At 45.1% G+C, this 23,185-nt stretch carries 14 protein-coding genes; 1 reads left to right on the plus strand and 13 read right to left on the minus strand.

Features of this window, described 5'->3' with window-relative positions:
• Positions 1 to 142: 142 nt before the first annotated feature.
• The 9 genes from IEY46_RS16135 to IEY46_RS16175 all read right to left on the minus strand — a co-directional run bounded on the left by IEY46_RS16135 (position 143) and on the right by IEY46_RS16175 (position 17,860).
• On the minus strand, positions 143 to 910 hold the full coding sequence (locus IEY46_RS16135; protein ID WP_188992991.1) for an AAC(3) family N-acetyltransferase: 768 nt from the start codon (positions 908 to 910) through the stop codon (positions 143 to 145).
• 205 nt (positions 911 to 1,115) lie between these two features.
• Positions 1,116 to 8,549, minus strand: a complete 7,434-nt coding sequence (locus IEY46_RS16140; RefSeq protein WP_188992992.1) for a carboxypeptidase regulatory-like domain-containing protein — start codon at positions 8,547 to 8,549, stop codon at positions 1,116 to 1,118.
• Between the two features lie 105 nt (positions 8,550 to 8,654).
• A complete protein-coding gene (locus tag IEY46_RS16145; RefSeq protein WP_188992993.1) occupies positions 8,655 to 9,605 on the minus strand; it encodes an ROK family protein in 951 nt (316 codons plus the stop codon).
• Positions 9,606 to 9,623: 18 nt separating this feature from the next.
• Complete coding sequence (locus IEY46_RS16150; protein ID WP_188992994.1) at positions 9,624 to 11,363, minus strand: class I mannose-6-phosphate isomerase; 1,740 nt, start codon at positions 11,361 to 11,363, stop codon at positions 9,624 to 9,626.
• Between the two features lie 32 nt (positions 11,364 to 11,395).
• Complete coding sequence (locus IEY46_RS16155; protein ID WP_188992995.1) at positions 11,396 to 12,223, minus strand: carbohydrate ABC transporter permease; 828 nt, start codon at positions 12,221 to 12,223, stop codon at positions 11,396 to 11,398.
• Position 12,224: 1 nt separating this feature from the next.
• Positions 12,225 to 13,088: a carbohydrate ABC transporter permease gene (locus tag IEY46_RS16160; RefSeq protein WP_188992996.1), complete on the minus strand. Its 864-nt coding sequence runs from the start codon at positions 13,086 to 13,088 to the stop codon at positions 12,225 to 12,227.
• A gap of 76 nt (positions 13,089 to 13,164) precedes the next feature.
• Positions 13,165 to 14,829 (minus strand): response regulator transcription factor, encoded by a 1,665-nt coding sequence (locus IEY46_RS16165; RefSeq protein ID WP_229750321.1) that lies wholly within the window; start codon positions 14,827 to 14,829, stop codon positions 13,165 to 13,167.
• The gene (locus IEY46_RS16170; protein WP_188992998.1) at positions 14,744 to 16,456 is read right to left on the minus strand and encodes a cache domain-containing sensor histidine kinase; all 1,713 of its coding nucleotides are present in this window, start codon (positions 16,454 to 16,456) and stop codon (positions 14,744 to 14,746) included. Before IEY46_RS16170 ends, IEY46_RS16165 begins: the two co-directional genes overlap by 86 nt.
• 93 nt (positions 16,457 to 16,549) lie before the next feature.
• Positions 16,550 to 17,860 carry an ABC transporter substrate-binding protein gene (locus IEY46_RS16175; protein WP_188992999.1) on the minus strand — a complete coding sequence of 437 codons (1,311 nt, stop codon included), beginning with the start codon at positions 17,858 to 17,860 and terminating at the stop codon, positions 16,550 to 16,552.
• Between the two features lie 180 nt (positions 17,861 to 18,040).
• Here IEY46_RS16175 and IEY46_RS16180 point away from each other — a divergent pair, with 180 nt between their 5' ends.
• On the plus strand, positions 18,041 to 18,235 hold the full coding sequence (locus IEY46_RS16180) for a hypothetical protein (protein ID WP_188993000.1): 195 nt from the start codon (positions 18,041 to 18,043) through the stop codon (positions 18,233 to 18,235).
• On the opposite strand, the gene IEY46_RS16185 is transcribed toward IEY46_RS16180, so the two are convergent.
• From IEY46_RS16185 to IEY46_RS16200, 4 genes are all read right to left on the minus strand, one after another.
• A complete protein-coding gene (locus IEY46_RS16185; RefSeq protein ID WP_188993001.1) occupies positions 18,207 to 19,277 on the minus strand; it encodes a sensor histidine kinase in 1,071 nt (356 codons plus the stop codon). The genes IEY46_RS16180 and IEY46_RS16185 overlap by 29 nt on opposite strands.
• Positions 19,274 to 19,957: a response regulator transcription factor gene (locus IEY46_RS16190; RefSeq protein WP_188993002.1), complete on the minus strand. Its 684-nt coding sequence runs from the start codon at positions 19,955 to 19,957 to the stop codon at positions 19,274 to 19,276. The genes IEY46_RS16185 and IEY46_RS16190 overlap by 4 nt, the downstream gene beginning before the upstream one ends.
• Before the next feature lie 63 nt (positions 19,958 to 20,020).
• Positions 20,021 to 22,498 (minus strand): FtsX-like permease family protein, encoded by a 2,478-nt coding sequence (locus IEY46_RS16195; protein ID WP_188993003.1) that lies wholly within the window; start codon positions 22,496 to 22,498, stop codon positions 20,021 to 20,023.
• A complete protein-coding gene (locus tag IEY46_RS16200) occupies positions 22,495 to 23,169 on the minus strand; it encodes an ABC transporter ATP-binding protein (RefSeq protein WP_188993911.1) in 675 nt (224 codons plus the stop codon). The genes IEY46_RS16195 and IEY46_RS16200 overlap by 4 nt, the downstream gene beginning before the upstream one ends.
• Between the last annotated feature and the right edge of the window lie 16 nt (positions 23,170 to 23,185).

The raw sequence follows: 23,185 nt of genomic DNA on the forward strand, positions 1-23,185 counted from the left end.
AGGCGATCTTACGTTTGTCTGAAAATTGCTTAAAAAATGAACCAATCGGTGTGAGCTCATACCGATTGGTTCATTCCTCTTTTACAATGTCCATTGAGTGGGTACCATGTCACTTTTACTTCAATTCCAATTTGGTGATGCTTCATACCCTTGACGGAAGCGGTTCATTATCCGAAAACAAATCAGGGTTATGCTTTAACAGGCCTGATATAATGTCCGTCATTTTCACAGCATCGCACACCCGCATAGTGGCATCCCCGAATTGCGATTTATAGATCGCTCCTTGTTGTTCAAGCAGGTCCTCTACCTTCCAGTAATGCTCTGACCATGACAAACCGTGATGTCTGCGAGAAGGCACAGCTATTTCAGTTCCATCTGGCAGGACTGTATATAACCTCTCATGAGTATCGGTTAATCTTCCTGGAATATCAGCCCACTCTTCTATACCATGAATGAACGTATTTTTGCGCAGATCCACCCCGACTAGAAGGATCGTTGCCTTACGCTCAAGCAGCTTGCCCCAAGCAGATTTCCTATGACAAGGAGTATCGAAACGTTCATCCCCATCTACGAATAAAGCCGCATCCTTTCCCAAAGCAGCCACTGAATGGGTCGGATGGTAAGAACGAAGGACTCCTGTCCGTTTACGAAACAGCTCCGGCAGAATACCCACACAAACAGGTGAAGACTCCACATTAAATCTAGGATTTTCAGCGTTGATGTAAGACCAAGTATGTGTCGGCAAAACAAGCAGACCTTCTTGCATATACTCCGTTATGGCATCGAGAACAGTGTCAGCTCCATTCTCTACTTCTCCTATGCTTTTCATAGATGAATGCATGAGTACAGTGCCCATCCTGTTAATTCCTGCACAATCAAGATGATGGATTAAGTCCATTTTACTATACATATCTGAACCTCCTTTGCTTGTTCTCCCTATTATAAAGCTAATATTTACAGATTGTATAAGCAAGCACAACCTAACAGCTTCGATATATCCGGAGCTGGCATCCGACATTCGCGTCACAAGAAAAATCTAACCTGCAAACTGAGACTTAATTCGTCTCAGTCTTACAGATTAGATTAATAGAACATGTTTCTGGATTAAATAATACTTACTTCACATAGTCCATCATAGCCAAAATCAAAGTAACTGCCTCGGCTCTAGTTGAAGTTGTATTCGGACTAAATTTGCCATTCCCTCTCCCCTTAATTAGGCCCGCTTCTTCTGCTGCTGCAATATAAGGTCTAGCCCACGCTGGAATTTGGTTTGCATCATCAAACCCTATTGTCGCATTCGGATTTACTTCAAGCCCCAGAGCGCGGACAATGATAACAACTAACTCACTTCTGGTCAGTTCATTATTCGTACGGAATGAGCCATCCTCATATCCCGATACGAATCCGGCGTTGGCAATCGCTTGAATGAATGGCTGTGCCCATACCGGGGTTTGGTCTTGATCGGCAAAACTAAACTCAGTATTGCCAAGCTCCAATTTCAGCGCTCGGGCCAACATCGTTGAAAACTCTCCACGAGTTACTTTGCGGTCCGCTCTGAAAGTTCCATCTTCATATCCATTTACAAAACCAAGCGCAACCGCTTTTTCAATGGTTCTCTTTGCCCAATGATCACCAATATCGGAAAGCTCTACAGTTGGAGCCTCAGGCTCATCAGTCTCCACTGGTTCTGTTGGCTCAATATCCTCTTCCTGCGTCGGCGTCGGTGTTGGCGTCGGTGTTGGCGTTGGTGTTGGTGTTGGAATGCCGCCACCGCCAACATAGGTAAATGTTGCTGTAATGGTTGTTTCGTTCGCCGGCATGGTAAAGGTTGTGCTAGCGCTGTTTGCATTAGCGAATTCTCCACTGCCTGCAGATGTCCATCCGTTGAAGCTATAATACGAATTAGCTTGGGCTGCTATCGTGATGACTTGGCCTGCTTCATAATCGCCGCTTGCGCCTGCTGTAATGCGTCCGCCCGTTCCGGCCGTTATCGCTAATGTGTATGTCTCTTCGACCGGCTCTAACTTTGTTAGAACGAGATTGACTGATGTTGATTCATTCTCGATGACGTTCACATCCGTTGCGCTTGCGCTTGTGTATCCTGCTTTGGATGCCGTTACTACATAACCCGTTCCTGCCGGCACATCAGCAATGCTGTAGGTTCCGTCTTCAGCCGTTGTTGCCTGATAGCCCACTCCATCCACCATCACGCTAACACTAGCTCCTTCGACTGCACCCACGCTATCGCTTACTGTTCCGCTGATTGTGCCTGCATTTTCCACTGGCGGAATTGCAATCAACGTCACGTTTACGGTTGTTGTCTCATTCGCCTCTACGACAATATCCGTTGCGCTTGCGCTTCTGTACCCGGCTTTGGATGCCGTTACTACATAACCCGTTCCTACCGGCACATCAGCAATGCTGTAGGTTCCGTCTTCAGCCGTTGTTGCCTGATAGCCCACTCCATCCACCATCACGCTAACACTAGCTCCTTCGACTGCACCCACGCTATCGCTTACTGTTCCGCTGATTGTGCCTGCATTTTCCACTGGCGGAATTGCCGTCAACTTCACGTTTACAGTTGTTGTCTCATTCGCCTCTACGACAATATCCGTTGCGCTTGCGCTTGTGTATCCGGCTTTGGATGCCGTTACTACATAACCCGTTCCTGCCGGCACATCGGCAATGCTGTAGGTTCCGTCTTCTGCCGTTGTTGCCTGATAGCCCACTCCATCCACCATCACGCTAACACTAGCTCCTTCGACTGCATCCACGCTATCGCTTACTGTTCCGCTGATTGTGCCTTTGCCTACCGCTTCATCGTCTCGTGTAAATCGTACTTCACTTAGTCCATAATATTCTCCACTATAAGTGCCTTGCCCAACTTCCGGATCTGCCTTGATCCTTATAAACTGCGCTTCTTTATGGAAGGCCACAGGCTGGCCATTCTCCAGGTTAGTTGCGGCTTGATCCGGTTTACCGCTTGCTTTCGCCAAGGTATACGGATACGCTTTGTCTTCCGCTGCACCAGAACCTTTCAATTCAATCCACGCGTCATCCCGGTTAACCTTGTATTCAAATTTGACATCCTTCAAGCCTCTATTGGAATTTAAATTCTGGTTCAAGTTCCAAATCCACATTTCTCCAATAGGACTCACCGTGCCAAAATCAAATTCAACCCATGCATTCGCCCCGGGATATGCGGCAGTATGCCACATCGTATTCGCCGACCCCTGGTTATCATGGACGTCAAATACAGTTCCCATCGTACTCATACCAGAACCATTAATCAGATTCTGTGCAGACTTCGATTCTGCATAAGTGCTGCCCGCTATAACGCTTGCCACTGTCAGCAACTGTTTCTGTCCTGTAATTTCAACGGTATAATCATTCGAGATATCAGGATTATCAGTTGCAGTGGCAACTGCTTTAACGACACCATTGCGGCTGGCAATCAGCTTGCCGGTCTCTGTAATCACAGCCAAATTCGTAGGATTGCCGCCCTCGTCAGTGACAGACCATATCACATCCTGATAAGTGGCGTCAGATGGCTCCACCTTCGCCGACAATTGAAGACTGCCGCCATACACGGATATTTCGTTCGCGTCGTTCTCCGCGGAGATGGCAATACTCTCAACCGGAACAAGCTCAGTCAATTCCAATTGACGGGTGAATCGAAGCTCGGCCAGTCCGAAATAGCTGTCTCCCCATGAACCAATTCCTTTGGTCGGATGCGCAGTGATGCGAACATAACGCGCCTCCTTGCCGCCGAAGCTTACAGGACTGCTCTTGTCATCGTTCAGATTGGTTGCCTTCATCGCATCCAGCGCTGTACCTTGTTTCAACTGGAACGGATAATCGGGATCCGTAGCACCATTGAATATCAGACCATCAGGCGGCGATAAAGCCTTCCAGTCACTTTTGTCCGTTGAATACTCAATCTTTACATTCTTTAGCCCGCGTTGAATATTGGTGGAGCCGGATTGATTCAAATTCCAAATCCACATTTCATCCAATGGGTACACGTTGCCCAGATCAACTTCTACCCAGGCATTACCGCCAGGATTATTCGCCGTATGCCACATATCGTTAGCGCTCCCATCCACCCTATGGGTGTCCTCGAGCGAAGAAATACCCGACATGCCGCTGTTATTAATGAGATTCGCTGCAGCTTTGGTCCCGTTATATTCACTGCCCGCACTGGCAAGAGCAGCAGGGATAATAGGGGTCTGACTGGTAGCAGTAACATCATAAACCTTGGTTTTCCCATCTTTATACACTCTGATTACAATTGTGTCGCCCTCTGCTCGAATCGGAATCGGATCGGATTGGGCACCGCTCTCAACCTCAACGCCATTCACGGTGATAACGGCATCCTGATCCGCTTCACTTAAGCTTGGCGTCACGCTAACGCCTTCCAGCAGAGCAAAATTGTTGCCGAATTTCAGAGAATAATTCGTGTTATTACCGTCGAATTTTGGCGATAGTACGCCATTCGATACTTCCAAACCGGATAACGCCGTAAGCACATTCTCCGTCTTAATAGTCACTTCATTGCTTGTTGCCACATTACCACTGGTGTCCACTGCTTGCACGGTATACTTATAGGTTTGACCCGGTTTCACCGTTCGATCACGATAAGTTGTAACATGGTTATCGTCCAATCCACCAAGCTTCATACCGTCACGATAGACCACATAATTTTGGATCATCACATCGTCTGCAACCGGTGTCCAGAACAGATCAATTCTTGATACCGATCTAACCTCGGCTCCCAGAACAGGTTTCGCCGGGTCAGTTGTATCCAGAATTTGAGCTTCAGCAGGAGTTGCTGCATCGGATGCAGTACCTTTGGCTCCTGCTCCTGCCGCACGAACACGATAGTAATACGTATTCTCGGTATCGCCCGTAACTTGTGCATCGAACCAAACCGTTTGACTGGATGTACCCAAGTAATTACCGCTACCCGCTGTAAACTCAGGGGCCTTGCCACGGAAAATCTCGTAGTACAAAGCGCCATCTACGGAGTCCCAATGAAGCTGAGTACCCTGCGTTGTATTTGTCGGAACGACATCCGTCGAATGCACTTCCAGGCCTAGCAATCCGACATTCGCAGTGCTGCTGCCGCCTACGATATCAATTTTGAGCGACGTGATTGTTTTCGGTTCAGGAAGAACATACACTTGTTTCTTGCCGTCTATTGGAAGATTGTTAATCCCGTTAAACGTCGTGCCGTCATCAAAGGTGATGGTAGCGGACACGATGTTATCGTTAGTGTTGGGTCTGTCGGCAATATGAATACTCTTAACGGTAACGGGCTCTGCCCAATTATATTGAAGCCAGGCGTTCTTCTGGCCTTTAGAGGCCCACTCCAGTCCATTATCTATACTTTTTGCGTTTCCTGGTACATGACTGCTACTGAACTCGCTGGAAGCTGTCACAGCGGCAGTCATAGACAGATTCGTTTTGGCTCTGCTCATTGTCGTAACCGCTTCCAGGTTCGTTACCGCTGCCGGCGCTACACCATATCTGACACGGAACGTCTTCACCCCATAGGCTGGCAAATCAAACGAGAATGTACCGGATTCGGATACCTGAATCAAATCGTTTTCAATGATATCCGTCTCGGTCACGGAGCTTACATTCGCGAAAGGCAATGTTACTGTAACATTGGATGCTTCGCTGCCCGTAATCTCGTGGAAACGAATAATCATGCCGTCCGAATTTGCTTCTGCCGATTTCATTGTTGTCAGTTGAACATTCTCATTGTCCACTTGGATGAGATTGTCCGACATCGGCCCCGATTTGGCGTCCTGTGCCCCTGTTATTACAGTTGCTTGAAGCGGAGTGCTGGTCTCCCAGCCAAACCGGGCAATTTCGCCTGTATCAGCATCCTGATTCGTTAAGATCGAATACTTAAAGTCCACCTCGCCAGGCTGATCTCCCTGGAAGTTGGTATGCCACATATTGTTCATCACATAGCTGTAGATATATGGCTTCTCCGATTGATAGTCGAACGACCAATTTCCCGTTCTTCTCTCTCCAAACTGTAATAACGACGTGTTGGGGATGGCCAATATCATATTGTAATTGTCGTTTTTATCTTTTACGTTGACCCATTTATTAGCCGTATACCAATCGGTGGAGGTGCCATATACCTGCTCTCCCTCGGTTGTGTTGCCGATTGGCAGATCATAACGGATTTCATAGTTGCTTCCCGATGTCTTGAATGGGAAGGTATAGAAAACTTCCTCTTTCGTTTGCAGCGTTGGCAGAGATTCTCTCAAGACTTCATTCAAGATATCAATTCTTGGAATATCATTATACAGCGTGACATGCTGCCGGATATTGCTCGAGCGGAGCGTGGAGGTATTCAGACTCGCAACGGCACTGTAGCCATTAGCCTGGATGTCTAATTTGCCTGCTTCCGCTTTCGGCGTATACAGCTTCCACTTATCCGGGGAGAAGTTTGCCCCTTCATTGGAATTAGGAATGCCGTAATCATCATAGTACTGGTATTGATTAAAGCTTACAGGCGCTTGATGGTCTACAATTTCTCGATTGCCATTCTGCTTGTCGATAATGCTCGCGATCGTACCATCTTTAGCAAAAGTAACTTTATAGTAAGCATTCTCTATAAAATCATCCCCGGTAAGCACTTGAGGCGTGAAAGTCGGCGCTTCGTCCACCGCTTCAATCTCAAACGTTTTGTAGCCTAGCGCCGGCACATCGTCCGCAATAAACGTTAATACGCCGTCCTTGACGGTATAAGGAACGGAGACAGTTCCGTCTTTGATATTAAAATATTCAGGAAACTCGGTTAGATCTGTGATGGTAACAATATCATCCCTGACCCAGTTTAACGGATTATACACATAGATGCCTTTGCCTGTTGTCTGAACTTGTGATGATAACTGCTTCAAGGAATCGGCAAGCACCTTGTTCGCCAGCGATCGAGCCGCAAATGCATTGCTGCGCTTCCACTCGAACTGATTATGGTAATTGCTGTTGCCACTAAAGCTTGAAGCTCCCCATGTATGCTCGTTATAAAGCATGCTGCCCTGAACTGCATTAGACAAATCCACAAACGGATAAGCGGATCCAAGCAATGCCGATGCTAAGGAAGCAGTCGTCTCGGCGACCGGGATGATCTTCTCTCCTTCTTTGGCAATACCGGATTCATAGGCTGTCGTTCCCCATCCGTCATTCCACCAGTTCTCCTCTGTGCCTGTTTCGGTTGGTATCAGATGTCCGTATTCTTTCTCCACATCCTCAAAGAACTCTTGTGGAAAAGCGGTTTTGATCTTCGGATAAATATATTTGCCATCCTCATGCCATTTCGCATTCAATTCATTGGCCGTTATAATATGCTTCTCGTCAGGCGGACGATTATCTCCTGCGGGAACGAGCGCCATCGCAAACTTATCATACGGGAATACCGGATTGGCTCCTCTTCCTTTGCGATTCTCCAGGTCACGGATCAGATTCATAATGGTGGTGTACGCCTGGTCTACGCCTGCTCCGAGCCCGTAATCCGCCGTATACTTCTGACCATTGAAGATCAGCATCTTATTATTGGGATCCATTCCTTGCATATAATATAGATCAAACTGCCTCACCTTGTAGTACGGCGATCGGGCGAAGTTCATGGAGTGAAGCCCGTACTTGATTCCCGCTTTCACGGCCATATCCACATAACCTTTGCTAATGGAAGGGTTATCGAAGAAATACTCCGTCGTTGTCGGATCGATGCCCAGCATATCGACCATATGTCGATTCGTGTAATAAGTCGCCCTTGCCGCGCCTTCTGTACTATAGTTTTCGGGCGTATAATTAAATTGCCCGGCGCCGATAATCATTCGATCCCCTTCAATCAAGCCCTTAAGTTCCTCAATCTGATCGGCAGTCCGGTTCTTCATGTAGGCTTCACCCATCATGAATGCGCTCTCAATCGCGTATTTGAATTTCTCCAGGTCAGATTCTCGATTATCTGAGTTGGCCACATATTGCTTAACCGTATCCAAATAACCGGAAAACGATTTCTTAAGATTCTCTTGATAGTCGGTATAACCCAAGTCCGTGTGCATTTGTTGAGAAAGATAGAACTCCCAATGGCGCGTTCTCTCCCATTTGCTATTCTCATAAACCGCCTTGGCAGGTCCTTCTCCTGGCTCATTATCATACAGCTCAAGCTTCATGGTCGTCGTTTCGCCTGGCTTCAGCATTTCATTCGTATCCGTAACCGGTACAATGACATCGCTAGCTCCAGCGTTTATTGCCCCAACAGATGTTACATATGCCGGCTCACTGCCGACTGTAATCTTGGCCCATCCCGTAAATCCGTCCCCATTGTTTACTATGGAGGCTTTCGTTTCCTGCGTACCATCAGCTCTTACCATTGGTGTTTGCTCTACCTTGCCGATGGTGACATCCCCCTCAGCCGCATTTGCCGTCAATGGCGAAAAAAAAGGAAATGCCATACAAAAGCATAGCAGCAGAGGTAATATTCTTGAGATTTGCGTCGGTCGGCCGGCTCTTTTTTTCAACATGTTCTCCTCCTTAAAATTGGAAATACTAGTCAAATCTATAATATAAGACCATTAAGCTCTCCTTAATAGAATATCTATAGATTTTATGAAAGATATATAGAACTTTTAGTGGACCGATCCATTATCCGTGCTGTCAAATAAGGAGGACAAACCTAGTAGTACTGATGCATCCGGATCGCTGGCTACTGCTATTTCCACTTCTCCCCAAGGGGTCCAGCTCATCCTATTCACGTTGTCATAAAGCGCAGCGAGGAGGAATTGTTGCGATTTCATCAACCCCCCGCTCAGGATGACGATTTCCGGGTCATACGCATGGATCATATTCACGATACCGGCACTCCAATGAGCTACCAGTTCGTCCAATACGTCTATGCCTGCAACGTCCTTATTATGGGCTGCATGGATGATATCGCCGTAACCCAGGATGCCTAATTTGGACAATTCGCTATGCAGGTAATCGGGATGTCGTTTCACGGCATACGACAACGCCCAATGACCGGCTTGCGCCTCCAGGCAGCCTTTATTTCCACAATTGCATACGTTGCCGTTAATATCCGTTGAGAAATGCCCTCCCAGGATGCCTGCCTGGAAATGTTTACCTCTTATGACTTGACCATTCATCATGGCCGATGTTCCAATCCCTGTTCCAAAGGTCAAAAGTACGGCATCCTTCGCTCCGCGCGCAATCCCGTAATGAACTTCTCCAAGCAACGCTGCACGTGCATCATTTTCTATCAATAGAGGCAGTGCAAACGTCTCTTGAGCCCACTTCTCAAAATCGAAACCAACAGCATCTGCATATTTGTTATTAATCGATAAAATCGTGCGTCGTGTTGTGTCCACTATGCCAGGCGTGGCTATGCCTATTCCCGAGCATCCGGGCAGAGCCGCGTTTTGCCGTTGCAGCAGTGTATATATTTCTTGCTCAACAACGACTAATCTTGCTCTTAACCCTCGTTCGGAATACGAAGGAAGATGCGTCTGCGCCAACATCTTCCCCTCGTCTACCAATCCTATTTTAATATTTGTTCCTCCGAAATCGATAGCGATTATCATATGGCATCGCCCCCTGTATTATCGAACAAAAGCCTTAATGGTCCCATGTCTCCCCTTGCGGCTTGAATCACTCGGACGAATCGTATATTCACCTACCGAAGCAGGTATGATAAAAGTTTCCGCATAATGGACAACAAAGGGTTCAAAGGCTCCAGTTGGACTTTCAATGACCGCTTCTTCACCTTCGACGAGGTTCAGCATTTGGAAGCCGCCATGCGTATGATGCGGTGTTGTATCGCTGAACCAGTGTCGGCGGGTTTCGATAAACTGGTACTCGTGGAGCCCCGTCTTCTCTTCAATCCAATGATCGCCCGCTGCAATCTGAACGATCGGATTAATTAACTCTTGCTTCACCCATTCGGTTGTCCGATCCCATTGGATATTGCGAGCACCATGCTCGAGATGTACAGGCCGAGGCTTTCCATCTAATCCGAGGCGATCCCAATCCCATAATTTGAAGGTGAAAATGTAGGGAGTTGCGCTAATTTCCAGCACCATCCCATTTGTGCCCGAGCAATGGATAGTTCCAGCCGGGATACTAAAGTGGTCATGCTTGTCCGCAGGAAACACATTGATATATTGCTCTGCAGGGAATGAGAATCCGCCCGCTTGGGCCTTCTCCAAATCATCCAGCATGTCCTGGGGATTAATCCCTTCCTTCGTTCCTAAATATACGGTTGCTCCAGGCTCGACATCCAGCATATAATAGCTTTCATCCTGCGTATAATGCATACCGAACTTGTCGCGAATATATCCGGCAAGCGGATGGACCTGCAGGCTGAGAGGCTGTCCTCCAACGGTGTCCAGGAAGTCAAACCGGATCGGAAACTCCGCTCCGAAACGGGCATATACTTTGTTCCCTAGCAATGCTTTCGGTTCAAAAAAGACCAAGTTAACAGAAGGCATTTCTAACCGGATGCTGCCAAATTGCAAATACACGCTATTCTCTTCAGGCACACCGTCAAAGCTCCATGCGTACGGATTTTTTTGTTTTTCAAGCCCGATATTTCGCTCCATCCAAGTGCCGCCCCATACCCCCGGGTCGAAATAGGGCACTAAGCGGAACGGTTGATGAACAGCCTGCTTGATGCCATCAAATAAAGCTTCCCGGCTAACCATCTTAGGCGCATCCTTGAGATTGGTGTCCAAATAATAATGGGCCGTCGGCAGAATGGAACGCTTCAAACGGTCAGCAGCCCTCCATTCAATAAAAAATCCCCGTTTATATTTCCTAAGAATATCTTCGTCAAAGTTATCCTCCAGCCAATTCCCGAATTCGTGGCTTCGATACCTCTTTTGTATTTCCCACCGGGCCAGATCTGCGTATATAGTACAGTCCCCCTTGCCAATCAAGGAAGCTCCCGTTCCGATCATGACAACAGTGCCCTCGGTTACAGCATCCAGTTCAGCCCGAAGTTGTTCGATTCTGGACGAATGATAAAAATCTTCTATCTGAAACGGAGCCATATACCCGAATACTCGATCCTCTGTGACAAAACGCTCGATCATATCATGAATTTCAGTTTTCGATTTTGCAGCCCGTTCCGCTTTAATGACTTTAACGATGCCGCCGTTCCGCTTCAACCCGTTAACGATCTCTTGAATACGGACCGTCGTATAACATTCAACGATAATGACTGTTTTCAGCCGATTTTGGGCGAATCTATTTAATTCTTGGCCAATAGACTCATAGTTTTCCCAGCAATGATCATCCCAACCATTGATGTTAATGCGAGGTTCTTTATCATAATTTGACATCGTGCAGTTCTCCTCTATTTTGTATTTAAATTTTACGATTTCACCGTCAACAGCATGCCTTTAATGAAATTACGCTGCAGAACAAAAAATAAGATAATGGTCGGCAAGGATGTCAACACAATGCCAGCCATCAACGTAGTGACACCGGAGCGAAAGAACATGCCCTGCATGGTCGCGAGCCCTGCCATAACGGGTCGCACCGCTTCAGAGCGGCTTAATGTCATACCAAAGACCAAGTCATTCCAGATCCATGTAAACTGAAAAAGCAATAAAACAGAAATCGGCGGAAGCAGCAGCGGGAAAATGATTCTCGTAAAGATGCCGAAGCTTTTAAATCCGTCCAACTGAGCGGACTCTACGATTTCATAAGGGATTGTCGACATATAATTGCGAAGCAAGAACAGGCAGAACGGTATTGAAATCGCAACATAGAACAGAAGCATCCCACCGAATGTATCGTAAATACCAAAGCTTTGGTAAGCCTTGAACAACGGAACCAAATACATTTGGAAAGGAAAGATCGTGCCGCTATAAATGAGCAAAAACCAATAAAATCCGCCTTTTACACGCAGGATCACAATACCAAAAGCGGCAAGCGCAGCAGCGAAAATGCTTAATCCCGCACCTAAAAAGCTATACAAAAAGCTGTTAAGCATCCCCCGACCCAAGGCTCCCATCTGTAAAGCCTCACTCATATTCTTAAATAAGTGAAAGGTTGCAGGTAATTTCCATATATTCCCATACGTAAAGTCTTCCAAAGATTTTGTAGCGTTCATCAGCACTAAAATAATAGGAAGCAGCCATAACACCGCAAGAACGGCAATAAAGGTGTAAGATAAAATACGCATCGTTTGTTTCATATTAGCCCTCTTTCACCATTGTTTTTCTTAGATAGAACCACGATACAGCGATTGACGTGATCGTCAATATGATGGATATGGCAGCACCCTGTCCGAGATTGAACAGCACAAAGGACTCACGGAACATGGTGACAGCCAGCGTCTCCGAGGAGCGATAAGGCCCGCCCATCGTCATAACCCAAATAATATCGAAGATCTTAAAGCTGTTAACGAGCGCCATCCCCATAACAACAATCGTAATGGGTTTCAATAAGGGCAGTGTAATATTCCAAAATGTGCGGAAACGACCCGCTCCATCGATCGCAGCAGCTTCAAATGGGTCTTTAGGAAGAGCCCCAAGGCCGATTAAAAACAATAGCATATTGGTTCCGGTTCCTTGCCAGACTGAAGCAATGATCATCGCATAAGTATTGTATGGAGGTTTATTCAACCAATCTAACGCCAACCAATCCATACCTATATTCGTCAATATGAAATTAACCCCATTTCGAGAAAAAAACAGGACCCAGATGACCCCGACAACGGTTAGCGACATCGCATAGGGCAGATAAAATATATTTTTAAAAATGCGCTGTCCTTTCATATGCTGCAGCAGCACACTAAATAGCAAACCAAGTCCTACGGGAAAAACGAGTGTGGCAATAACCCATATTAAAGTGTTCTTCAATGAGGTAATGTACGTTAAATCTTGAAAAACTTTTACATAATTTTTAAGACCTACGAACTGCGGAGCCTTCAATCCATCATAGCTGGTGAAGCTTAAATAAAAGGTGTAAACGATCGAGGTTATAAAAAACAAAGTAATTAATAATGCGGCGGGAAGTATATAACTCAAAGCAACCCCATTTTTCCTGAAATAACTCATTTGCCTTTCCTCCTGTCATCATGATGATCTCTATACCTTATTGTAAAGTTAGGAGGTGACAGGGATAATAGACGATCTATTGATTTCTTGTAACATTTATAGCTGCCGTATTTCTATATTCATGAGGCGTTATACCACACTGACGTTTAAAAATATTGGAAAAATAGGCAGGGTCATTATAACCGACTAGTTCAGCGATTTGATACGTTTTTAATTCCGTTTCAACAAGCAATTTCTTGGCTTTTTCCATTCGAACTTCGGTAAGAAATTCGATGACGCCAATGCCGGACTTTTTCTTAAACATGACGCTGAAATAAGCCGGATTCATATGCACATGCTCTGAGATCGATACTAAATTAATCGAACGATTGTAATACTTCTGTATGTAAGCGGTTGCTTTTTCGACAGTTTGGTTTTGATGCGGACCTGCTTTCTGCTGCCTAGCTAATTGTTCGATCATTTGATGAATAGGTTCAAGTTGATCTGAATAGGAATCGGCATGACCAAGCTGTTCAAGCCATTGGGAGGAAAAAAAACCGCTCTCATGTTCAATTTGCTTCATTGGCGGTTTTTGTGTGAGGGTAAGCAATGCCACTCGCAGCTCTTGCTTGAGTTTTTCCAAAGCCTGCGGTGTATAGGCAGCTATCTTCACGGTCTCCAACCAGTGATTTAATTTCATCTGAATCTCGCTTAGTGAGTCAGAGTCTTGAAGCTCGCCTAATTGCTTTAGATGGTGGGTAACATCCTCGTTGACATAATGGATCAGTTCCTTTGAAGTGACTAGAACACTTTTCTCGCGTAATAATCGCACGCTTAATAACCGATTTGCTTCCACATAAGCTTCGGCTATTGCATGGAAAGGATAAGATGCGGATAGCGCCACTGAGAAAGACAAATGCAGGTAATGTGACAGATTCATGCGTGTTTCCTGCAGCTTTTCACAACTTTCCTCGAATGAATAGCGATTAGGCAGCAAGATCACCAATTGTTCTTGTTCATCATAAAAGCTGAGCGCGCCATCTACGATTTCACCCGTAATGTTTAAGCAGGCATATTTAAACAGCTCCCAATCCGCAGTAGAGTATTTTTGGGTTCTTTCAAATCGCTTTTCACTCCTGAGAATGGCTACTGCATAGGTGTCAGAGCCCAGGTTGATGCCCAGGCGATCCCCTTGTTCTATCCATCTTTTAGTCGATACATTATTTTTTTTAACAAGGAGTGTCCTCAGGAAATCCGTTTTCAGGAGTACTTGACTTCGATGTAGGATTTCATTTTTTTTGCTCTCTTCTATAAGCTTTTCCAACTCCAGTGAGAATTCCAGGTAGATCGAATGGAGCAATTCACTCAATTCAGTAAAGATGGGCGGTTTGACCAAATAGTCGCTGCAGCCTGATCGAAGCGCTTTTCTTGCATAATCAAAATCATCATACCCACTCAGAATGATCGTGCGGATATGATGTTGATTTTTGGCAAGATTTTCGATCAGTTCCAATCCGTCCATGTTCGGCATGCGAATGTCTGTCAGAAGGACATGAGGTTCATGTACAGCTATCATATCCAGCGCTTGTAATCCATCGCTTGCCGTACCTACCACAACGACCGGCAGCTCCATCCGCTCGATCATTTTAGTTAATCCGGTACGCAGGAGTTCCTCATCATCTGCGATCAACACTTTCATCGTCCATTTTGGGAATTTTGATGTTAAAGGTTGTTCCATTGCCAACTTGGCTTTCGATATCAAAGCTAATCCCGCCTTTCGTGTAAGTGAGGAGAATTCTTTCATAAACATTCCTAATGCCCATACTATCTTTATCCTGTTCCTCTATAGTAAATGCTTTGAGTTTCTTAAGCTGCTCTGGTTCCATACCGATTCCATTGTCATGAATTTGAATGAAGAGCATATTTCCTCCCATCTCCTGGATGCTCTTAATTTCAATTCGAATGGTTCCTTCCTGGCCGCTGGGTACAATCCCATGAATGATTGAATTCTCCACAATGGGTTGAAGCAATAATTTGATGATTCGCCATTCCATGACTCGATCTTCAATTTGCAAGTCTAGTTTTAATCCTGGATACCGATACTTCATAACCTCAATGTACAATTTTATATATTCGCATTCTTTCTGGACATTGACCCATTCCTTCTCCCTGCCGATCGAATAACGAAGTAATTTGCCTAATTTAGCAGCCATGGTAGCAATGTTGTAATTTCCATCTATTTCAGCTTGCATCACAATCGCGCTTAAGGAGTTATACAAAAAATGAGGATTAATCTGTGCCTGTAAGGATGCTATTTCTGATTTTTTTCGTCGTTGTTCTATGGACAGGATTTCATCAATCAATGTATGGATATGTCCTATCATATTTCTAAAGCTGGTCGTTATGATGCCAATTTCATCTGTCCGTTTAGTCTCAGGTATGTCAATATGAAATTGATACTTCGGTGCAGTGAGCATCATTCGGCTTAAACGTTTTAAAGGGGATGAAATACGATAACTGACCATTACAACGATCATGATCGCAATAACGAAGAATAATAAATTGATAAACAGGAACGACCGTAGAATTTCATTAATTTTTAGAAATAACTGTTCTTGCGGCATTGCCGTAATGAGAGTCCAGTTCGTTATATCTGATTTGAAATGGCTTTGAAATTTTTGGGCACCAGCGCACTGGGACCATTGTTTATTTAGGCATTGTTGCAGGACGTCGAAGATGACTTGTCCTTGCTCGTTCACCAGAAACAAATTTCCATCACGGCTTAATAATTCTTTTCCCGTTTCCAGGGCAAAATCCAGACGATAAAACAGCCGAACAATACTAATCTCATGGAAGGTCTGCGGGTTATACAACAAGCGCGAAACGGCAAACAGCGGTCGGCCGTCGTCTCCAATCATTGGAGGCAGCAAATAAGCCGCACCTTTGGCAGCTTCCGTTTTCTCTATCCAATTCATATCGATGTATGTAATGGATTCGCCAAGTTTAAATTGATTGCCGTTGCGATCGAATAATTCAACCGATACAATATTTTTCCGATTGGTTGCAAGCATCATAGATAACCATCCGTTGATTTGAGCCGTTTCCTCAAAGGAGTAACCCAATATCCCTTCACGGTTGTCGAGATGATTTTCCAATATATTATTAAGCGTATAATCATAAGCTGGATTTTTGGTAATCCCATTCAATAATTGAATATAGCTGTCCATTGTTTCCCCGGTATTCTGGGTTAGACCGCTGAGCCAGGACGAGGCATCCGCTTGCATTTCTTTTTTGATATAACTAAAGGTGACCAGGTTAATGACAAGGGTAGGCAGCAGATAGGTCAGCATAAAGATGATGATGAGTCGATTGGGAAATGAAATGGACATATACGCCTCCAAAAAATAGAGAACTGTGCCTGGCTTGGCCAGGCGCGCAGAAGGGAACCCTCCGAAGACGGCTCCCTGTCTATCATCTTTATATTAATGCTCCGCCCAGTATTGATCGGCTTTCTTTTGAATATTCTCTAACACGAGCTGAAGCTGATCCGGATTAAGCATGAACCGGACAAACTCACTAGATGCATATTCGGCCAGCTCGGAAGGCGTAGCTTCCCAGAAGCGAGTTATTGTGGTGTAGCCATTGGTATTGATTTCGGAAGCCAAATCTTTAATGATCGGATCTTGGGATTCAATATCCTTACGGATCGGAACACCTCCATAGAGTGAAAGCACTTTTTCATTCGCTTCTTTCTTTGTTAATGCCACCAATGCTTTAATCGAACTTTCCTTATCTTTAGATTTCTCGGAAACCAGGAAAGGAGTAACCTCGGAAATCACTACATTTCCTGCTTTCGAATTAATGGCTGGCAGGACAAATGCTCCAAAGTCTTTTCCCCCCTCCATGCCGGCACCTTTGAAGTAATCGGCAAACCAACTTCCTTTCATGTACATCGCAAATTCGCCCTTGGCAAATGCAGGCGCAATTTCATTATTCCAATCCAGCGGTTGTGAGAAATAACCTTTTTCATAAAACGACGCCCAAACTTTCATAATTTCAACCATTTCGGGATCGGTATATTTGGCGTCGCCCACTACCAGCTTGCTGTAGAATTCAGGATAGGAATGAATCATAAACTCCTCGAACCAAATGAAGCCATTCCATACATCCGTCGTTGTAGTTCCTATAGGTGTAATACCTTTGGATTTTAATGTCTCATTAATCTTCATGAATTCATCCCATGTTGTTGGAGGCTGCAATCCGTTTTCTTCAAATATTTTTTTGTTATAAAACATGACCCAATAATGAACACCTGCTGGAATACCGTAAGTCTTCCCGTCAAAGGTCAATGTATCAGCCATAGAGGGGTCTACGCCGTCTGCGACCATGTCCTTCCACTGCTCTGTCATATCGGCTAGATGACCTGCATCAACAAGCTCCTTCATTTGGTATCCATTCCACCACTTGAATATATCTGCAGCATCATCTGTTGTAAATCCTACACGAACAGCCGTCTGATAGGAAGTGGGTTCATTGTATGGCACACCTTGCAGTTCCGTATTGCTATTCTTCAAAGTGATAGGGTTGATTTCCTTCAGATAGTCTGTCCATGATGCATTATCAAAGAAGAAATCAGCCCTTACAACTTCCTCTTGTGCATTCTCTGAATTTTTTTCGGTTGCGCCCTTTTCATTTTGAGTTTTGGTACCCTCTCCTGTATTATTGCCGCCACAAGCAGCAAGTACAGATACAAACAAAGCGATAATTACTATTAATAACCCACTTTTTCTCATAAGCAACCTCCTCGTTATATGCAGGTAAATGTTTTGTTAACGCTTACCTTGCTATAAGTATAAAAAAGATAAAAGGGGTGAGATATAGATTATCTATGGAAATCTTGTAGATTATTTAGATCATCCTAATTTACGAAAACCCATAAAAACAAGCACATGAAATGAGGGAATCAGGAAACTATGAGAAGGTTGGAGGATATTAGCCCGGAGCTTCGTACAAGCGAAGAACTGAAACTAGAGCTGGAGTTGGAATCGATCAGCGAGTTCACCGGGAATCCGGCTTCCAGAAGGGAACGGCAGCTACGGGGCGGGATTTATCACAGCTTCCGTCTCGTGAGCACATCCATTAGTCGAGTGGCGTTATATCTGAAATAGCGGGAGCAACAGAAAAGCTGTCGCCAACTGGAACAAAGATCGAAAACATACTCCCTTTGCCCATTTCCGAGCTTACCTTCATATAGCCACCTTGCTCCGTAATGATTTTCCTGGCCAAATATAGACCAACTCCCACTCCGTGTGTATCAATCGCATCGGCTCCGCGATAGAATCGTTTGAAGATTTGGCTTAATTCATGCTCCGGTATGCCCTTACCATTATCTTCAATATCAATTCTCGCGAACATCTCGTATTTGTGAATCGAAACTTTGATGACACCCGCTTCATCCGTATATTTCACAGCGTTGTCCAGCACATTTAGGATTGCTTCTCCGGTCCATTTTACATCATGCTGCAGCTCGATACTCTGCTCACCGCTAAATTGAATTTCTACGTTCTTCCTCTCTGCGTGAGGGTACATTTGCTTGATCGCGGTAAAAACCGTTTTTCCAATATCGTGCTTCCCCGTTTGGATCATAATAATGCCGCTCTCAAGCCGGGACATCTTGATCAGATTATCCATTAGCCACGTCAGTTTTTCCGTCTGGCTTAGCAGAATACGAGTAAATTCCTGACGCTTATCCGTAGTTAACCCGCTGTCCATTAACAAGCCATTATAGATGGTCAGGTTGGCTAGCGGTGTTTTCAACTGGTGGGCGATATCTGAGATGAGCGATTTCACTTCTTCGCTTTCCTCTTTATACCGCTGCTTCTGCATCCTTAAGATTCCCGATAACTTAAGTACTTGCTCCTGCAGCTTGGACAGCATGTTGTCCTCTGAAACGGAGAACCATTCACTGCCTTGTCTATCGATAATAGATTGAATAGTCAACGAGAGCTTAGATAAGATCGAGGACATTTGATTTCGAATAGCCAGCATAAAGCCAGTAAATATCCCAGCCGCCGCCACAGCGAATAGAACCGAAATCGTAATCACGGTCCGACTAGCTTCATATTGAATTAAGAAAAAAATAAATAAGCCGCATGTGATTGCATACAGCGCCGCGCTAACAAGGATAATTCGAGTAAAGGAGCTTCTCACCCTTCACTCCCCCAGGTATATCCGATGCCAAAAACGGTCTTAATATAGACGTTTTGTTTCGGATCGTCTTCAATTTTATTTCGTAATCTCTTGATATTTACGCTTAATGTATTCTCATCCACGAAGATCCCATCCAAATCCCATAGCTTTTCGAGAATCATCTGCCGGGTCAGCACCATCTTATTATTTCGAGTAAGGATCGTTAATAGCTTGAATTCCGTAGTCGTTAACTTAATCTCTTGGTTATGCTTATATACCTTCATCTTATCATAGTGAACAGTTAAATCCTTATAGGAAAACAACTGCGGGCTATCATCTCCCCCACCTCTGCGGAGAATCGCCTTAAGACGCTGGCTTAACACCGCCATGCTGAATGGCTTGGCCATATAATCATCCGCCCCTGATTCGAAGCCCACGACCATATCCTGCTCCGTATCTTTGGCCGTCAGGAATAGAATGGGGACATCCGAGACTTGGCGAATTTCCTTACACAGCTCAATCCCGCTTCTGTCAGGCAGGTTAATATCAAGAATAATGAGGTGAACCTCATGGCTTCGAAATGCGATTAGCCCCTCTTCACTCGAGAAGGCAGATACAATATCGTAATTTTCATTCCCAAGTGCATAAGAAAGCCCCTCGTTTAATAGCCGATCATCCTCGACAATGAGAATCCTAGCCATGATGTACACCTCCCCATCCTTTGTCCCTAATCCTCCAACCTATAACTAACCCCGATAGCCGCTTTAAACCGCTTCTCTCAAACGTTCCACAATACTCATCTTCTTCGATCTATTATAAGCGATAATTGGAACACTTAGACAAGAAGCGAACACAAGCACGAATGCGATCAGTAAAGGAATGGTTGGAAACGTGTAGATCGCATAATCGGCTTCCTGACTAAACACATGGTACGCGCCATAGCTGATCAGAGTTCCAAGCGAGGAGATCAGCAAAGTCGATATGACGGCATATCCCATACCCTCAAGCAGTAGCATTTTGCGCAATTGACGCCTCGTCATGCCGATGCTTTCCATCACTGCAAACTCATGCTTGCGCACCACAACACTTGTAAACATCGTGCTAATGAAGTTGAGAATACCAATAGCGGCAAGAATAAGCGTAATGGCACCACCCAGAAGGTAGAAAATGATCTTGGCAGACTCCAATTTCTCCGCCCATTGCAGCTTGGACGTCAGCTCAATCTCACGGTCACCTGCAATCAACGTCTCCAACTGCTCCTGAATCCGCGGTTGATCCTTCTTATTTGCTTGAATGTTCATTTTATACAAAATCGGATCCTTAATGATTTGCTTCATAGCATTATGACTGACATACACATTAGGTGCCATCCCGCCGAATGAAACCTGGAATTGCGGGCTCACAAAGCCTCCAATCTCAAGCTCCCGGTCAACGCCACCCTCCTTAAAGTTAAACTGGAAACGATCCCCCCTGTTAACAACCTCTTCGCTTGAGCTCAGTAAGGCAATCTCGCCTTTCTCGAATCGCTCTACGTCAATTGGTGTTTCAAGACTCTTGTTCATCTCGGTTACATATTTGGTGTCAATCCCAATTAGCACTGACCAGAACATACCCGAATCCTTCAATTGCTCGTCCGTGGGTCGTTCCATATTGTATCTTGTAACCCTATCATCGACGTACTTTCCAAACACTTCATTTGTATAACCGATGCTTCCCTCCTTATCGATATACGTTTTCCTGACGTCCGTTACCCCGCTCATTTGCTGAACGGCCTCCGCCATCTCCTCCGTCAATTTCTGTTTTTGTTCCCCTTGATAGCCGAAATCGACCGTCTTGTTCATTAAATCAAAATCATTATCAATATAGCTGGCTATAAAATTATCTGTGTTCATGCTTAGAACAAGTGTATTGATCGTCAGGAAAGTAGTGAGACCTATGAACAGCGATAGGAATACGGTTAATGCCCGCTTCTTATCTCGAAACATATTACGTAATGCCATTCGATAAAGCTTGGAGCCATGTCTACTCTTCTTCGTTGTCGTCCTCACATACTTCGCAGCTTCAACTGGGGAAATCTTCGCTGCAATTCGGGCTGGCTTCCTGCATCCTGCCATTGTCGTCAACCAGGCAAATAACACCGCTCCCGCATAGATAATGGGGTGAAAAGAAATCTCAACATCCGTATCCAAAGTGAATGCTTCAATTGCTAACGGCACAGCAACTAATGATGTGATCACACCTGCTGCAACACCTATCGGTATCCCGATCCCCGCCAATCGGACAGCTTGGCCATTCACCATTCTTATAATCTGTTTCCTCGTCATACCAATCGTCTTTAATAACCCGTAAAATTTAGTATCTGTAGCTACGGAAATATAAAGCACATTATAAATGAGCAAATATCCACTAAACATGACAAATACAATAATTCCAGCGATACCCAACATGGTTGTCATTTTCGAGCTGTTCTGGTCTTCTATTGTTGAGTAACTCGTCAATTTCTGATCCTCATTCAGCTTCAGATCCTGTTCTAGCTGGCTCATGTTTTGATCTATGCTGCTTCCACCTTTGAATGCAATGGATGCTACTGTACTCTTGCCGCTAGAGTCCGCGCCCACGGATTCCGCAAATTCACGTGATACAATAATCACCCCAGCATTACCTGAGCGCAATTGAGAATAATCCGTATACCAGCCGCTTAGAATGAAGGATTCCTTGCGCTCCCCCGCTTCACTTTGATACGTTAGAGGCAAAGTCATCCCGATTGCCGGCTCCGTGATATTTAGCTTGTCCAATATCCATGTCGGGACAATCACTTCGTTGCGCTTCTCAGGATAAGCATTGACTTTGTTTCCTAGGAGAGGCGCTCTCATATTATCCCATTCAGACGCATCGTACCCGTGCATACTGACTTCCAGATCACCCATCTCTTGGGTTGGGATCACTTGCGCCACTTGAGTATCGAGTCCTACATGACTCACATACGGAAGCTGTTTCAGCCTTTCAATCTGTTCTTGAGAGGGATTGTATAGTGCCACATCCGCTGTCGTACCAATCATTCTTATCTGCTGCATGTCGAAGGTTTTCATAAAACTCATTCCAATAGTAAATACAGATGTTAGCAACCAGGTAGTTAAAATGACGGCTAAGATGACATAACGGTTCCTTGTCCGGTTTGCTCTCAAGCTTCTGCGAATCAGTTTTTTAATGATTCCTTTATTCGAATTGGGAAACATCATCATTGTTTCCCTCCAACAACCTTACCATCACCAATGCGGATGATCGTATCGGCAAGTTGAGCAATTTCTTCGCTATGCGTGATCATCACCATCGTCTGATTGAATTGTTTACTCGTTACTTTGAGTAGTCCGATGACCTCCTGGCCTGTACGACTATCCAAGTTACCAGTAGGCTCGTCCGCGAGAATAATAGAGGGCTTCGTGGCCAGTGCCCGGGCAATAGCAACCCTCTGCTGCTGTCCGCCGGACAAATGACTAGGCAAGTTATCTAGCTTCTCCGCCAAACCTAACGTTTTAACAATATGCTCCACATACGATTTATCGATTGTATTCCCGTCCAGTTCAATCGGCAGCACAATATTCTCATATACATTAAGGATCGGAACAAGGTTATAATGTTGAAAAACAAACCCGATCTTCCTTCTTCTGAATACCGTTAGCTCGTCGTCATTCATATCGAATATAGACTTCCCGTCTACGATAACCTGTCCACTAGTCGCCCGATCCAGACCACCAAGCATGTGCAATAACGTGGATTTGCCGCTCCCGGAAGTACCAACGATAGCCGCGAACTCGCCCTCTTTGATTTCTATATTCACACCATCCAGTGCCTTCACCTGATTAGGCCCCTTGCCATATATCTTCCTTAAATCAACCGTTCGCAATATACACATCATGATCCGCTCCATC

This window comes from Paenibacillus nasutitermitis (assembly GCF_014641075.1).
GTDB lineage: Bacteria > Bacillota > Bacilli > Paenibacillales > Paenibacillaceae > Paenibacillus_Z > Paenibacillus_Z nasutitermitis.